This is a genomic window from Sphaerisporangium corydalis (assembly GCF_025506355.1).
Taxonomy (GTDB): Bacteria; Actinomycetota; Actinomycetes; order Streptosporangiales; family Streptosporangiaceae; genus Sphaerisporangium; species Sphaerisporangium corydalis.
Genome location: NZ_JANZYP010000038.1, coordinates 37,094 through 52,293, shown reverse-complemented (window position 1 = coordinate 52,293; position 15,200 = coordinate 37,094). Strand labels below are relative to the sequence as shown.

15 protein-coding genes are annotated in these 15,200 nt (G+C 69.6%); 10 read left to right on the top strand and 5 right to left on the bottom strand.

The features are described 5' to 3' along the window. Nucleotides 1-106: 106 nt before the first annotated feature. The 5 genes from asnB to NYZ98_RS24300 are packed head-to-tail and all read right to left on the bottom strand — an operon-like array spanning nt 107 to nt 5,894. Nucleotides 107-1,933, bottom strand: coding sequence for an asparagine synthase (glutamine-hydrolyzing) (asnB, locus tag NYZ98_RS24320; RefSeq protein WP_262845346.1), 1,827 nt, complete (start codon nt 1,931-1,933; stop codon nt 107-109). Nucleotides 1,934-1,961: 28 nt separating this feature from the next. Continuing rightward, complete coding sequence (locus NYZ98_RS24315; RefSeq protein ID WP_262845344.1) at nt 1,962-3,125, bottom strand: aminotransferase class I/II-fold pyridoxal phosphate-dependent enzyme; 1,164 nt, start codon at nt 3,123-3,125, stop codon at nt 1,962-1,964. Nucleotides 3,126-3,133: 8 nt separating this feature from the next. Continuing rightward, nucleotides 3,134-3,952 (bottom strand): 2,3,4,5-tetrahydropyridine-2,6-dicarboxylate N-succinyltransferase, encoded by an 819-nt coding sequence (locus NYZ98_RS24310; RefSeq protein WP_262845342.1) that lies wholly within the window; start codon nt 3,950-3,952, stop codon nt 3,134-3,136. Further along, nucleotides 3,945-5,177: a diaminopimelate decarboxylase gene (locus tag NYZ98_RS24305; RefSeq protein ID WP_262845341.1), complete on the bottom strand. Its 1,233-nt coding sequence runs from the start codon at nt 5,175-5,177 to the stop codon at nt 3,945-3,947. The genes NYZ98_RS24310 and NYZ98_RS24305 overlap by 8 nt, the downstream gene beginning before the upstream one ends. An 18-nt stretch (nt 5,178-5,195) precedes the next feature. Next, on the bottom strand, nt 5,196-5,894 hold the full coding sequence (locus tag NYZ98_RS24300; protein WP_262845339.1) for a class I SAM-dependent methyltransferase: 699 nt from the start codon (nt 5,892-5,894) through the stop codon (nt 5,196-5,198). A 348-nt stretch (nt 5,895-6,242) separates the two neighbouring features. On the opposite strand from NYZ98_RS24300, the gene NYZ98_RS24295 reads away from it, so the two are divergent. The 10 genes from NYZ98_RS24295 to NYZ98_RS24250 are packed head-to-tail and all read left to right on the top strand — an operon-like array spanning nt 6,243 to nt 15,200. Further along, a complete protein-coding gene (locus tag NYZ98_RS24295) occupies nt 6,243-7,094 on the top strand; it encodes a TauD/TfdA dioxygenase family protein (protein WP_316249601.1) in 852 nt (283 codons plus the stop codon). After that, complete coding sequence (locus tag NYZ98_RS24290; protein WP_262845335.1) at nt 7,095-8,693, top strand: GMC family oxidoreductase; 1,599 nt, start codon at nt 7,095-7,097, stop codon at nt 8,691-8,693. After that, nucleotides 8,690-10,027: a hypothetical protein gene (locus NYZ98_RS24285; RefSeq protein WP_262845333.1), complete on the top strand. Its 1,338-nt coding sequence runs from the start codon at nt 8,690-8,692 to the stop codon at nt 10,025-10,027. Before NYZ98_RS24290 ends, NYZ98_RS24285 begins: the two co-directional genes overlap by 4 nt. Beyond that, entirely contained in the window at nt 10,017-11,519 is a 1,503-nt protein-coding gene (locus NYZ98_RS24280) for an AMP-binding protein (RefSeq protein WP_262845331.1), read from the top strand. Before NYZ98_RS24285 ends, NYZ98_RS24280 begins: the two co-directional genes overlap by 11 nt. Beyond that, on the top strand, nt 11,516-11,746 hold the full coding sequence (locus NYZ98_RS24275) for an acyl carrier protein (protein ID WP_262845329.1): 231 nt from the start codon (nt 11,516-11,518) through the stop codon (nt 11,744-11,746). The genes NYZ98_RS24280 and NYZ98_RS24275 overlap by 4 nt, the downstream gene beginning before the upstream one ends. Continuing rightward, the gene (locus NYZ98_RS24270; protein WP_262845327.1) at nt 11,743-12,666 is read left to right on the top strand and encodes an amidohydrolase family protein; all 924 of its coding nucleotides are present in this window, start codon (nt 11,743-11,745) and stop codon (nt 12,664-12,666) included. The genes NYZ98_RS24275 and NYZ98_RS24270 overlap by 4 nt, the downstream gene beginning before the upstream one ends. Then, on the top strand, nt 12,663-13,571 hold the full coding sequence (locus tag NYZ98_RS24265) for a chlorinating enzyme (protein WP_262845326.1): 909 nt from the start codon (nt 12,663-12,665) through the stop codon (nt 13,569-13,571). The genes NYZ98_RS24270 and NYZ98_RS24265 overlap by 4 nt, the downstream gene beginning before the upstream one ends. After that, nucleotides 13,564-13,842: a hypothetical protein gene (locus NYZ98_RS24260; protein ID WP_262845325.1), complete on the top strand. Its 279-nt coding sequence runs from the start codon at nt 13,564-13,566 to the stop codon at nt 13,840-13,842. The genes NYZ98_RS24265 and NYZ98_RS24260 overlap by 8 nt, the downstream gene beginning before the upstream one ends. After that, nucleotides 13,843-14,748 (top strand): beta-ketoacyl-[acyl-carrier-protein] synthase family protein, encoded by a 906-nt coding sequence (locus tag NYZ98_RS24255; protein ID WP_262845323.1) that lies wholly within the window; start codon nt 13,843-13,845, stop codon nt 14,746-14,748. Next, nucleotides 14,745-15,200, top strand: a complete 456-nt coding sequence (locus NYZ98_RS24250; protein WP_262845321.1) for a GNAT family N-acetyltransferase — start codon at nt 14,745-14,747, stop codon at nt 15,198-15,200. The genes NYZ98_RS24255 and NYZ98_RS24250 overlap by 4 nt, the downstream gene beginning before the upstream one ends.

Sequence of the window (15,200 nt, the reverse complement as noted above, 5' to 3'; positions counted from 1 at the left end):
GAGCGCCAATGGCCATCAGTGATCAGCGACCTTGCCCGCCGGCGCGCCGACGCCCGGTGGGACGTCGCGATCTGCCTGACCGGCCTGCCGCCGCACACCGAGCGGGTCAGGACAGGGTCACTCGGTGGGCGCGCATCCAGGCGTCGAGTTCGACGAGTTGGACGAGGAGTTGTGCGGCGCTGGCGCCGCCGGGGAGTCGGGCGTTCAGTCGGCCGGTGTCGATCCGGCGTAGGAGGTCGTTGAGGCGGGGGGTGTCGAACATTCCGTGCAGGGGGGAGTCGCTCGCGTTCGTGATGCGCATGACCTCGTGGACCAGGGCTTTTTCGTAAGACGGGTTCTGGACATGGGGGTAGGCGCTCTTCTGGCGGTTCAGTGTGGTGGGGGGGAGGATGTCGGCCATCGCCTGCTTGAGGAGGCTTTTCAGGCCGTTGGCGCATTTCATGGACCAGGGGACGTTCCATACGTACTGGACCAGGCGGTGGTCGCAGAACGGCAGGCGTACGTGGAGGCCCTGTGCGGCGCTCATGCGTTCCTTGCGGTCCAGGACCACGGCCAGCGGGCCGGTCATTCCCAGGTACAGGACCTCACGCATGCGTGCGTCCAGGCCCTGTTCGCCCGGCAGGCGCGGCACTTCGCCGAGGAGTTGCGCGTAGCGGGCCTTCTCGTCGCCGTCCTGGGCGAGGTCGGGGGTCAGGTAGTCGGCGAGTCTGGGGCCGTCGCCGAGCCAGGGGAAGGTGTCGCGGCGGATCAGGTCGGATTTGAACAGGTAGGGGTATCCGCCGAAGAACTCGTCGGCGGCCTCACCGGACATGGCCACGGTGGTGTCCTGGCGCATTCGCCGGAACAGCAGGTACATCGACGCGTCGAACTGGCCCCAGCCGGGGAGGTCACGTGCGCGGCGGGTCGCCGGGATCACGTCGAGCAGGTCCCGCATCGTCGCGGTGAGAGTGGTGTGCCTGCTTCCCATGTGTTCCGCCGCGGCGGCGGCGTACGGGCTGTCCACGTCGGGCCGTAGTTCGGTCGGCGCGAAGTGGGCCTTGTCGCTGTCGAAGTCGACGCAGTACGTGTCGAGGGGGTACGGCAGGGACCGGGCCGCCAGTGCGGCGACCGAGGTCGAGTCGACGCCGCCGGACAGCATCGCGGCGCAGGGGCCGGCGGCGGGGAGCTGGGTCGCCACGGCTTCGTGGAGAAGGTCCCTCACGTGTCCGGCGGTCTCGGCGGGGGTGTGGGGGTGGGGTCCGCTCGTCAGGCACCAGTAGGCGCGCGAGACCGGGCCGTGGTCGGGGGTGCGGGTGATGACGTGCGCGGGTCTCACCTCGTGGACGCCGGCGAGCGGTGTCTCACCGGCGAGGGTGAGGCGCGGCTGGAGCACGATCGTCATCAGGGAGCGGTCGAGGCGCGGGGTGACGAGGGGGTTCGCCATGATCCCCTTGGGGAGGGAGGCGAACAGGATCCCGCCGGGGTAGGGGTGGTAGTACAGCGGCTTCAGGCCCATGTGGTCCCGTGCCAGCAGTAGCCGCCGGTCGCGCGGGTCCCAGACGGCGATCGCGAACGGGCCGACGAGGCGGGTGACGAAGTCCGCGCCGTGCGTCAGGTAGGCCCGCAGCAGCACGTCGGTGTCGGTGGCGGCGGGGGACAGGTCCAGGGACCGGCGGACGGCGGCCAGGTTGTAGATCGCGCCGTCGTACACGAGCGCGATGGGCCCCTCGCCTGAGGAGGGGCCGCCGTGCGCGGGGAACAGCGCCGGCTGAGGGCTTTCGGTGGTGCCGGGGGTGGTGAGCCTGCGGTGGCCGAGCGCCGCGTGCCGGGTGATGTGGACCGCGCCCGCGTCGGGGCCGCGGTCGCGCATCGTGTCCGTCATGGCGTGCACGACGTCCGCCCGCTCCGTCAGGTCGCGTTCGAAGTCGATCCATCCGACGAGACCGCCGCTCATCTGTCAGCTCCCCTGTGGTCGTTGGTGGTCACGGCTTCATGAGCACCCGGCGTACGCGGGTCAGCGCCTCGCGGGTGCGGTCCCTCGGGTGGACGAGCGCGATGCGCAGGTGACCCGCGCCGGGGTTGGTGCCGAGGCCGGTGGCCGTGCCGAGGTAGCGGCCCGGCATCACCGTCACGGCCTCGTCGCGCCACAGCCGGCACGCGGCCTCCTCGTCGTCGGGTACGGGGAACCAGAGGAAGAATCCCGCCTCGGCCCGCTGGTAACCGGGCAGATCGCCGAGCAGTTCGTCCGCGGTGTCCCAGTTGGCGCGCACCGCGGACCGCAGGTGCGCGACGTGCGCGTCGTCGGCCCACAGGCGTGCCGCCACCGCGCACACCGGCGCCGCCTGGGAGACACCGCAGGCGCGGTTGTGGTTCGCGTACGCCGCCACGCTCGCCGGGTCACCGATCACGAAACCGGACCGCAGGCCCGGCATCCCGGACCGTTTGGACAGGGTGTGCAGGACCAGGAAGCGTCCCGTCTCACGGGCCGTGCCGGGCGTCAGGAACCCGTCGTGCGCCGACGCGGCGTGGACGAGGTCGATGTAGCACTCGTCGACGACGAGCAGCGCGCCGGCCGCCCGCGCCGCCGCGCTGATGGCGCGCACCGTGGCAGGGGCGTGCGTCTCACCGCGGGGGTTTCCCGGTGAGCAGACGACGACCGCGGCGACACCCGGGTGGGCGGCCACGGCGGCGGGGACCTCCGGCGTGTGGCCGTAGAGGATCGCACGGCCTCCCGCGGCCTGCACCGCCGCGTGGTAGGTGGGGTAGAAGGGGTTGGGCAGGACGACCGCCGGGGCGCGCGGGTGGACGGCGAGGGTGACGGCGGCCGTGACGGCCTGCTTCGTGCCGGGGGTCGGCTCGATGGCGAGCGATCCTTCGTCCACGGCCGCGCGCAGGTGGGGGCCGAAGCGGCGTTCCAGCCAGCCGGTGTAGGCGGCGCGGAGTTCAGGTGTGCCGCCGAGCGGCGGGTAGCGCGTCCAGCCGTCCACCTCACCGAGGAGACGGCCGTCCACCGGCGGCGTGACGAGGCGGGCCTCGCCGAGATGCAGGGGGATCGTGGTGACGCCAGGGGGTGCGGGGATCCCCGCCAGCAGCGCGCGCAGCCGGTCGAACGCGCTCGGCGCCGGCGTCGGTCGCGTCGACGGCATCGACGGACTCACTCGCGCGCGAGGTCGTTCAGGGCCGTCTTGCCGCGGGTGCGCTCGTCGGCGTATTTGACGATGATCGCCGCGGAGATCGAAATATCGGGATTGTTCGCGTCGACACGGGAGCCCGGGACGACGACGGCGTTCTCGGGGACCTCGCCGTAGGTGACCTTTCCCGTGGCGCGGTCGACGATGGGGGTGGACCTGCCGAGGAACACCCCCATGCCGAGCACGGCGCCACGCCGCACGACCACCCCTTCGGCGATCTCCGAGCGCGCGCCGACGAAGACGTCGTCCTCGACGATCACCGGCTGCTCACCGAGGGGTTCCAGGACGCCGCCGATGCCGGCCCCGCCGGAGATGTGGCAGCGCGCACCGATCTGCGCGCAGGAGCCGACGGTGGCCCAGGTGTCGATCATCGTGCCGGGGCCGATGTGGGCGCCGACGTTGACGAAGCACGGCATCAGCACGGCCCCGGGCGCCACGTACGCGCCGTGGCGGACGACGCCGCCGGGGACCACACGCAGGCGCGCCCCGCGGAAGGCGTCGTCGTCCCAGTCCTCGAACTTGAGCGCCATCTTGTCGAAGCTCTTCGGTCGTCGCGGGCCGCCGGCGCCGACCTCGTTCCGGCGGGTCAGGAACGACAGCAGGATGACCTTCTTCACGAAGGTGTCGACCACCCACTCCGGCCCCTCCGGCCGCGCCGCGCGCAGCTCTCCGCGGTCGAGGGCCTCAAGGCCGGCGGTGACGTGGGGTGCGAGGGCCGCGAGGTCGTCCTCGGACAACGAGTCCCGGCGCTCGAAGGCGGTCTCGACCATGCTTCTATCCACGATCGAACTCCCAGCGGACGGTCGCCATGTAGTCCTCGTAGGTCTCGGCACGCCGGATCTCCACCACGTCGCCGGCGTCGGTGAGCATCAATTCGGCGGGTCGCAGGCGGCCGTTGTAGGTGAAGCCCATGGCGTGGCCGTGTGCTCCGGTGTCGTGGATGAGCGCGATGTCGCCGTCGCGTGGCTCCGGCAGCTCGCGGCCGACGGCGAACCTGTCCATGTTCTCGCAGAGCGCGCCGACGACGTCGAACCTGCCGGCGGGCCGTCCCTCGGCGTAGGGGAGGGAGACGTGGTGGTACGCGCCGTACATGGCGGGCCGCATCAGCGACGACATCGAGGCGTCCACACCGGCGATCTCGTGGCCCTTGCGGCAGCGGTTGATGACGCGTGTGACCAGGACGCCGTGCGGGCCGGTCACGTACCGGCCGATCTCGGTGATGACGCGCGGCCCGTCGACGCCGAAGATCTTCTCCCGCGCCGCGAGGATCTCGTCCGCGTAGGCGGTGATGTCGATGGGTTCGTCGTCCAGGCGGTAGGGGATGCCGAGACCGCCGCCGACGTTCACGTACTCCAGCTCGATCCCGGCCTCCTCGGCGACACGCGCCCCGAGCCGGATGACGTCGGCGGCGGCCTGCGCGGCGCGGCCGGTGTCGAGCTCGTTGGCGCACGTCATGCCGTGGATGCCGAACCGCCGCGCGCCCCGGGCCGCCGCGTCCGCGTACGCGGCGGCGAGCTCGCCGGCGGGGACGCCGAACTTGCTGTGCGCCGCGTCGCCCATGAGCGGGGAGCCGGCGGCGAGACCGGTGGGGGAGACGCGAAAGGCGACGACCTCGGGAAGCTCGTCGGCTTTCTCCGCGAACGACCTGTCGTCGAACGTTATCAGCGCGCCGGCGTCGCGTGCCGACCTGTATTCGGCCGGCGTGGTGTTGTTGGAGGTGAAAACGACGTCGCCGCGCCGCGCGCCGACCGCCGCCGCGATACGCAATTCCACCGGGGAAGAACAGTCGAAACCGCTTCCCGCGGCCCGCAGCAACGCGAGGACGGCCGGGTTGGGCAAGGCCTTCACCGCGAAATACTGCCGGTAGGGGATTTCACCGAACGCGCGGGCCAGCGCCTTGTGCGCGGCCACGATTCCGCGCGCGTCGTAAATGTGGAACGGTGTGCCCTGACTCGCGACGATCTCGGGAAGCCGCGGCAGCAGTCGCTCCGCGAATTCAACCGACATTGGCAAGGTAGGATCCGATCATCCGGGTACGCGCGCGACGCATATCGTGCGGTTGCGCATGCCGCTCACCGGCCGCTGGTAAGGAAAGTAGTAGCTTTCTTCCGGCTCGAACCCGAAAGACGCCAGGCTCTTGTGCAGATAGTCCCTCGCGATGAACCAGAACCCGTCCACGTGCTCGTGCGGCGCGAAGTCGGCCTTGCCGTCGCGTGGAGCGTCGTTGGAAAGGATCAGGTAGGTCCCCGGCCGCAGGGCCAGGTCGCGGAGTTTGCCGAGCGCGGGGGCCAGTTCCTCGGTGGCGTCGAAGAGGTGGCCGAGCAGGCCGTCGGCGTAGACGGCCGACACGTCCGCGGCGTCCTCCGGGCGCAGCTCGAAGAAGTCGACGGTGCGCGCGTCGACCCCCTTCTTCCTGGTCAGCTCGACGGCTTCGGCGTTGCAGTCGATGGCGCGCGTGTCGCGGCCGTGCGCGACCAGGTCGGCTTCGACGAAGCCGTTGCCGCAGCCGAGCGACAGCACCGTCGCCTCAGGCGCGGTCAGCATGCGGATCTTGAGGGTGATGTGCGATCGGTACTCGGGGACGTAGGTCGACGGGGTGACGGAGTCGTTGAAGGCGTCGCCGTTCTCCCAGATGTCGTAGATGCTCTGATGAGCGGAGCCGACGGAGCGTGGCAGGCAATAGTAGTCGTGAATGCGAGCGAGCTCCGGTTTGGATCGCGGCACCCTGTCCCTCCCTGGTCTAACCGGTGTCTAAACCTTGCCAGTGGGATGGATTTCTCGCCTTTGAGTTTCCAGCCATCGAACACGCGGCAAGAGCGTAACACGCGGCCGACGGGCGGCAAAGGGTCGTATCAATCGCGCTGGACCGACCGAAATCGCAGTATGGGTCGCTCGTATTTAAGTGAGGAGTTTGTAACATGTAAACCACCTAGTCAGTGCCGGTGAGCGGGTTTCGGTGCGCCACTTATCGTGGCCGGACGCGGGACCTATATCGATTGGTGAAAGTTTCTTGCTATCTTGTGTGCCGCTGTGACAGTGTCGTATGCTCCGGCCGTCGCCGCTACGGGGTCTATGCGAGGTTCAGCCATGCCCGAGTTGATTCCCATTACGGAAACCATTGGCACTGAAGTCCGCGGAATCGATGTCACAGGTCGTATTTCAGATCACGACTTCGAGCGCATCTATCGGGCCTGGATCGACACCACCATTTTGCTGATCAGGGGCCAGAAGATGACCCCGGAGCAGCAGGTGGAATTCACCCGCAGGTTCGGCGAGGTGCTCACCTACACACGGTCCCGGTTCAACGCCGACGACCACCCCGAGATACTCGTCCTGTCGAATCTGACCCGAGACGGCAAGCCGATCGGCTCGGCGTACAGCGGCCGCGTGTGGCACAGCGACGGCGCGTACCTGACCGGCCCGCCGACGGGATCGATGCTGTACGCGCGGGAGATCCCGCCGGTCGGCGGGGACACGTGGTACGGCAACATGCACGCCGCCTACGACGCGCTCCCGGTCAGGGTCAAGGACCGGATCGCCGACCTCAAGGTCGTCATCAGCCGCGTCCAGTCCCGGCCCTACAACTACCCCGACCGGCCGCCTCCCACCGCCGAGGAACGCGAGGACTGGACGGACGTCGCGCACCCCATCGTCAAGGTGCACGACGAGAGCGGACGCAAGGCCCTGTACGTGGGCGGCAACGTGCCGTGGCGCATCCAGGGGATGGACGAGGACGAGAGCCGGCCGCTCATCACGTTCCTGCAGGAGTTCGCCACGATGCCGCGTTTCACCTACCGGCACCGATGGCAGGTCGGCGACATCATCCTGTGGGACAACCGCAGCGCCATGCACATGGCCACCTACTACGACGACGTCAACCACCGGCGCCTGATGCACCGGACCACTCTCGCGGCGGCCCGTTAGATGCGGGCCGACTACATCATCGTGGGGGCCGGCGCGGCGGGGTGCGTGCTGGCGTCGCGGTTGTCGGAGGACCCCGGCACACGGGTGCTCCTGCTGGAGTCGGGGTCGCGGCGGCGCAGCCCGCTGCTGTCGATCCCGGCCGCGGAGACCATCCTCATGGGAAACCCCAGGTACGACTGGTGCTTCGAGACCGAAGCCGATCCGACGATCGGCGGCCGGAGCGTGAGCATTCCGCGCGGACGCCTGCTCGGGGGGTCCAACCAGATCAACGGCATGATCTTCGTCCGCGGTCAGCGCGAGGACTACGACGAGTGGGAACGCCTCGGCAACCCCGGCTGGTCGTGGGCCGGCGTCCTGCCGTACTTCAAGAGCCTGGAGCGTACGGGGATCGGCGGGCCGAGCCGGGGCGGCGAAGGGCTGATCAGCGTCGGACTGCCGCGTGAGCGCGACGAGCTGTGCGACGCGTTCCTGCTGGCCGCGCAGAAGGCCGGATACCCGGAGAACCCCGACTACAACTCCGGTGACCAGGAAGGATTCGGCTACTACCAGGTCAACCACGACGGCGGCCGCCGCTCGTCGGTCGCCGGGACCTATCTCCGCCGTGCGCTGCGCCGGCCCAACCTGACCGTGCTCACCGACGCGCACGTCACCCGCCTCAGGTTCGACGGCAAACGCTGCGTCGGCGTCACCTACCGCCACCAGGGCGGCAGCCGGCAGGCCGACTGCGGGCGCGAGGTGATCGTCAGCGCCGGGACCGTCCAGTCGCCGCACCTGCTCGAACTGTCGGGCGTCGGCTCCGCCGATGTGCTCGCCGCGGCCGGGGTGCCGGTCGTGCACCACCTGCCAGGGGTGGGCGAGCATTTCCGCGACCACTACGCGACCCGGCTGCGCTGGCGGGTCACCCGTCCCATCACGTTCAACGAGCGCTCGCGCGGCCTGCGCCTGGCCCGCGAGGTCGCGACGTACCTGACGCGCCGCCGCGGCCTGCTCAGCCTTCCCATCGCGCTCGGCCACGGCTTCGTCCGCTCGTCCGACGCCGAGCCCCGGCCCGACATCCAGTTCCACTTCGCCCCGGCCAGCTACGGCGCGGGAGCGACCCGGCGCCTCGACACCGCTCCCGGCATGACCGTCGGCGTCTATCCGCTGCGGCCGGAGTCCGCCGGGTCCATCCACATCAGGTCAGCCGACCCGACGGCCCCTCCGGCGATCCGGCCGCGTTTCCTCGCCGACGAGGCCGACCGCGCGCGGCTGGTCGCCGGGATGCGCATCGCGCGCCGCGTCGTCGAGGATCCGGCGCTCGACGCGTACCGCGCGTTCGAGCTGGTCCCGGGGAAGGACGTCCGGACCGACGACGAACTGGTCGCCTACGCGCGGGAGAACGGCGACACGTCCTACCACCCGGTGGGGACGTGCCGGATGGGCGCCGACCCGATGTCCGTCGTCGACCACCGGCTGCGCGTCCACGGCCTGTCCGGGCTGCGCGTGATCGACGCGTCGGTGATGCCGGCCATGATCTCCGGCAACACGAACGCCGCGAGCATGATGATCGGCGAAAAAGGCGCGGCCCTGGTCACCGCCGATTCGAGGGAGGGCGCGTGAGGTTCGACTACGTACGCAACAAGGCCGCCGCCGGGACCTACCGCCACTGGCGCGGCGCCTTCTGGCCGCCTTCCGAGACCTACCGGCTGGCGTGCCTCGACCTCGCGGCCGAGACGCCGGACCTCGGCGGAGGTTTCCTCACCGGGCTGGCCGCGCTGAAGACGGTCGTCGACGCCGACTGGCAGCACGTCAAGGAGACGGCGGGGGAGGACACGCGGCGGTTCCACGCTCCGGCGCTGGTCGCCTCCGCCATGCGTGACATCGCCAAGCACCTGCCGGACGACGCCGGCCGGCGCGCGCTCGCGCTGCGCGCCGACGCCGTCGAGCACGGCTACACGACCGAGGCGCTGGGCGAGCTCGCGGAGCTGCGTGAGGACGTGACGGTCGTCGCCAATCACCTCGGCACCTGGTCGGGGAAGGACCCCGGCGGGTTGCCGACGGCGTTCGCCTGCCGGCGCGACGAGACGGGACAGCGGTTGGTGGACGCCGCGCTCGCCGAGCGCGACAAGGTCGAGCCGTACCTGCGCACGCTCATGGCCGACCTCCGGCTCGGCGACCTGCCGGCGTTCGGCGCGACCCGGTTGTTCTTCATGGCCGGTGAGGGGAACCTGCACCCCAAGCACATCGCGTACTTCCTGCCGGAGGACGAGGGCGTCGGCCGGTCGCCGTACATGAAGACCTACTACTTCCGCAACACCCACCGTGCCGTCCTCGACACGGTGTCCGGGCCGCTCTCCGCGCGGTACGTGCGCGGGGGGAACGGGTTCGACCCGGCGGACGAGCGGTTCGCCGGCATTCCGACGCTCGGTGTGCTCAGCCACGAGTTCGGCCACTTCGTGCACCGGCCCGCGACCGACTTCGGCCCGCTGCGTACCGCCGACAAATGGGCCGTCGGGGTGCTCCAGGAGACGGCCGCCGACGTGTTCGGCGTCCTGGTCCTCGCCGAGGTGTGGGCCGGGCCGCTCGGGCTGGACAGGGCCGACGTCATCGCGTACTACCTGGCCGAATGCCTGCGTTACGTGGACCGCGGCCTCGGCACGTTCCCCGACAGCGACGGCATGTTCCTCCAGCTGTCCTACCTGGCGCAGGTCGGCGCGCTCGCGCTCGACGGCCCCGTTGTCGTCGCCGAGCCGGACGTGGTGATCGCCGGGCTGCGGTCACTGGCCCGCTGCCTCGCCGAGGTCCTGCTGCTCCCCGGCCCCGGCCCCGCGCTCACCTTCCACGCCACGTACGGCCCGGCGGAGCCCGGCCCGCTGAAGCCACTGGTCGAGGAGTTACGCCTCGGGCCCATGCGGTCCGTCGAGTACGTCCAGGAACACATCCATGTTCGCTGACTCCTTGGTGGACAGGCTCGCCGAGCATCCCGCCCAGCGGATGCGGTTCGTGGCCCGCGACAGGACCACGCTGGTCAAGACCTACGGTGAGATCCACGACGACGCCGTCCGGCTCATGTCCGAGCTGCGCGACAGCGGCCTCGGCCCGGGCGACCTCGTCGGGGTGCTCGGCCCGAACTCCTACGAGTGGATCCTCGCCGACCTCGCGCTGCTCGCGCTCGGCTGCGTCCCCGTCGCCATCCCCGCCGAGAACCGGCACGAACCTGCGGAGATCGGCGCGTTCGTCGAGCGCTACCGTCTGGCCGCGCTGCTGGTGACCCGGCCGCTCCCCGGCGGGGCCGGCCTGCCGGCGGCCACCGCGGTCCTAACCGAACGACCGGTCAAGCTCGGCCCGGCGCGGCACGACGACGTCCCGGCGCTGCCGCCCGGAGTGCGCACGATCGCGTTCTCCTCGGGGACCGCCGGGACGCAGAAGGGCCTGATGATCACCGACGACGGCATCGCCAACACCGTCGAGCTGTCGGCCCGCGCGTGGCGGGTCACGACGGACGACGACATCTTGATCGTGATGCCGTACTCGAACTTCCAGCAGCGCTACCTCACCTACCTCGCGATCTGGACGGGCTGCGCGGCCACCGTCGTCCCGCCGGAGATCATGTTCCAGGCGCTCAAGGTCGTGGAACCCACGATCATCCTCGGCCCGCCGTCCTTCTTCGAAGTGCTCTACAACCGTGTCATGGCCGCCGGCCCGGCCGATCGCATGGACAAGGGCCGGGGATGGCTGTCGATGTACGGGTCGCGGGTGCGGCTCATGTACACCGGGTCCGCGCCGGTGCCGCCGGCCATGGTCACCCTGTTCCAGGAGCTCGGCGCGCCGCTGTACGAGATCTACGGCAGCACCGAGATCGGGTGGATCGCCATGAACGTGCCGGGTGCGGCCAGGGCCGGCACGGCGGGACGGCCCGTGGACGGCGTCACCGTCGAACTCGGCGACGGCGGCGAGGTCGTCGTGCGCGCCGGACGGCCGCAGGTCGCCGGGTACGTGTACGAAGGCGTCGGGACGCAGGACGCCGTCTTCCTCCCCGACGGCAGGATCGTCACCGGCGACCTCGGGGTCCTTGAGGACGGCTTCCTGCGGCTCACCGGCCGCGAGAACAACGTGATCATCACCCGGAGCGGTGTGAAGATCAACCCGGCCGGGCTCGAGGCCGGCGTCGAACGCGCCTTTCCCGGCGTCCGCGCCATGGTGGCCCTGCCGGACGGCGCCGCGCTGCTCGCCTGTGTCGTCTGGCTGGACGACCCGGGCAGGGCGGCCGAGGTCGAGGCGCACATCACACGGATGAACGCGGACCACGAGCCGTCGCACCGCATCGCGACGACCCTCGTCCGCCCGGCGGAGGAGCTCACCGTGGAGAGCGGTCTGCTGACCAGGAACTTCAAGATCGACCGTGGCGCGGTCAGGCGCACCGTCTGGACGGGTGAGGACAGGTGACCGAGGACGAGCTCTGCCAGATCATCGCCGGCGTCCTGCCGGGCAAGGACGTCGCGCCGCACATGAGCCTCAGGAACGACCTCGGCGTCGACTCGATCGGGCTCATGAGCATCGTGTTCGTCCTTGAGGAACAGACCGGCATCGACACCACGAGCCACGTGATGGAGTTCATCGAGGCCGAATACGTGCACGACATCGTCGGCATCTGCCTGAAGGCGGGCTCATGAAGATCATCGACTTTCACTGCCACGTCGCGGCCGAGATGTGCTTCCCGCCGTCGTTCCGCGACGGGGTCATCGACAACATGGCCGTGGCCATGCACGCGCGCGGCCTGCCGGCGCCCAAGGAACACCTGCGCCGCATGCACGACGCGACCCTGCGGGATCCGCTGTGCGACCAGCTCGTCAAGGAGATGGACGAGGCGGGGATCGACGAGGCCGTGCTGCTGATGCCGGACTTCACCTACGCGCTGAAGGACGGCACGCACACCATCGAGGAGATCGTCGACCACCACAAGGTGGTGACCGACCGGCACCCCGGCCGCTTCCGCGTCCTGGTCGGCGTCGACCCGCGGTGGGGGGCCGACGGGATCACGCTGTTCGAACGGGCCATCGTCGAGTACGGCTTCGACGGGATGAAGCTCTACCCGCCGTGCGGCTACCGCCTCGACGACAAGGCGCTCTACCCGTTCTACGAGATCTGCGCGCAGCACCGGCTGCCGGTGCTGTCGCACATCGGCGCCACCTCCCCGGCCCTCGACTTCGAGATCGCGCTGCCGATCTACGTGGACCGGCCCGCGCGGGACTTCCCCGGCGTGGACTTCGTGCTCGCGCACGGCAGCGTCCACTACCCCGACGAGTGCGCGATGCTCTGCAACAACCGGCCGAACGTCTACATCGACGCCAGCGGTTACGAGGCCCCCGACGGGGTGGCGGGGCTCAACCGGTTCTTCCGCCGCAACATCCACCACAAGGTGCTGTTCGGAACCGACTGGCCGATCTTCCGGTTGCAGGGCAGGCAGACCAACTTCGTGGAACGACTCACAGCCGAAGGGGCCTTCCCGGCTGAGATGACCCAGGCCGACCGCGACCTGTTCATGGGGAAGAACGCGCAACGGCTCCTCGACAAGAAGGGTACGGGCAGATGACATCGCTGACCGATGGGCTCACCGCCGAGCAGGTCCAGTTCTTCAAGGACAACGGCTACGTCGGCCCCTTCGATCTGTACGAGCCCGGCGAGGTTCAGAAGATCTGGAGCAAGGCCATGATCGAGATGGCGCTGTCGAAGAACAAGCCGCACAACTCGACGATCATCAACTATGACCGGCACCTGGACTGCGACACGCTCTCCGAGCACATCTCACGGCCCGAGATCGTGAACAAGCTGCGCTCGCTCCTCGGCGAGGACATCATCTGCTGGAAGTCCAACATCTTCCAGAAGCAGCCGGGTGACGCCGGCACCGGCTGGCACCAGGTCGAGAAGTACATCGTCGGCGAGACCACGACCGCCGCCACGCCCTCACTGAACTTCGCCTACAGCCGCGACGACGACACGGTCCTCCAGGACGTCAGCGTCTGGACCGCCTTCTCCCCGGCCGGACGCGAGAACGGCTGCCTGCGCTTCATCCGCGGCAGCCAGAAGCGCTGGTTCTACGACGAGAACAAGCGGCTCCACAAGAGCCCGGAGCGCAAGACCGACTTCTTCGGCTACGACTACTCCGAGCTCCAGATCGACCCGAGCTGGGACCCGGAGAAGGACGACGTCGTCGACATGGAGATGAAACCCGGCCAGTTCGTCCTGTTCGTCGAGAAATGCGTCCACGGGTCCCTGCCGAACACCAGCGACCAGACCCGCCTCGGCTACGCCTCCAGGTACGTGATCCCGCAGACCAAGGTGTACGAGAACGTGGACAGGCTGGTCGAGTTCGGCGACGAGATCAGCCTCGACTACCACGGCTGCGTCCTGGTCTCCGGCGAGGACAGGTACGGCTACAACCGGATCTACACCGAGAACCTCAACGGCTACGAGTTCAGGCGGGTGGCCAATGCCTGAGATCGACGACCGGCTGAAGAACTTCGTCGACTTCCTCGGCACACAGCCGATGGCGCCGGACCTCACCTACGACGAGGTCGCGCAGAGCACGTCACGCGCCGAACTCGGCATCAGCTCGCTCAGCATCCTCATCCTCGTCAACAACTACATCGAGGAGAAGGCCGACGGGAAGATCGCGCTGCGTCCCGAGTGGGTGCCGATGCTCGACGAGGTCGAAGGCATCCTGTCGGTGATCGAGGAGATCGACGCCGGCGCGCCGGTCGAGGTCTGAGTGGCGGCCATCGGGTCCTTCGCCCGCGTCACCGGTCACGCCGAAGGCCGCCCTGAGGACATCCCCGGGTTCGAGGACCTGTGGCGCGCGGTGTCGCCGGACACCGCGTTCGCCGCGATGGGGACAGGCACGTACCGCAAGATGACCGGGCCGGTCACCCCGTACATCGTGGACTGTGTGGCGAAGGTGCTGAGCGAGCACGGCGTCCGCGCGGCCGAGGTGGACCGGCTCGTGCTCGCGACCTCCGACGGCGTGCTCGGCCTGCTCGGCAGGGACGTCGCCGTCGACGTCATGCGCGCCGCCGGGCTCACCGCGTGCGTTCCCGCGATCGTGTCGCTCCAGCAGTGCTGCAGCTCCATCGAGGCCCTGCGGTACGCCTGGGGCCTGGCCGGCGCGGGCGCGCGCAACGTCGTCCTGGTGGCGCTGGACTTCACACCGGACGACCGCGACCGGGTGAAGTCCTTCGCGGTCTTCGGTGACGCCGTGGCCGGTTGCCTCATCAGCCCCGACCACGCCGGCCTCACGCTCGCGGGGACCGGTGTCGCCGCCGACTTCTCCGGCATGGTCGGCGAGGACACGTTCGCGACCCGGCAGTCGGTGGCGCGTGCCGCGCTCGGCCAGGCGTACGGCCAGGCCGGACGCGCGCCGGAGGACGTCGCGAAGATCTTCACGTCGAGCCTGTTCGCACCCATCGCGACCTTCAACGCGATGGCCGCAGGACACGCCCGCGGGAAGCTCTATTTCCAGGAGCCGATGACCCGGTACGGTCATTGCGGCAACGCCGACTGGCTGATCAATCTGATGGACTACGACCACAAGACCGGCCTGGAGCCAGGAGCTCTCTACCTCGCGCAAGCCTCCGCGCCGGGCTTCTTCGCGTGCGCACTACTGGAGGCAAGTACATGAAGATCGTGCTCGACGACCTCCGCGGCCCGGAGATCGCCGCGTTCCTGGAGGACCACCTGCGGGAGATGCACGCCATCACCCCCTCCGAGAGCGTGTACGCGCTCGACCTCGACAGGCTCCGGGTCCCGGAGGTCACGTTCTGGTCGGTGTACGACGGTGATCAGCTCGTCGGCTGCGGCGCGATCAAGCGCATCGACGGCACGCACGCCGAGATCAAGTCCATGCGCACCGCCCACGAGCGCCGGCGCGACGGCATCGCGAGCCTGCTCCTCACCCACATGCTGGCGGAGGCCAAGGCGATGGGCATCGAACGGCTCAGCCTGGAGACCGGCGCGACCGAGCACTTCGAGCAGGCCAGGAAGCTGTACGAGAAGTTCGGCTTCGACGCCTGCGGCCCGTTCGAAGGCTACGGCCCCGACCCGCACAGCTACTTCATGACCCGGACGATCTGA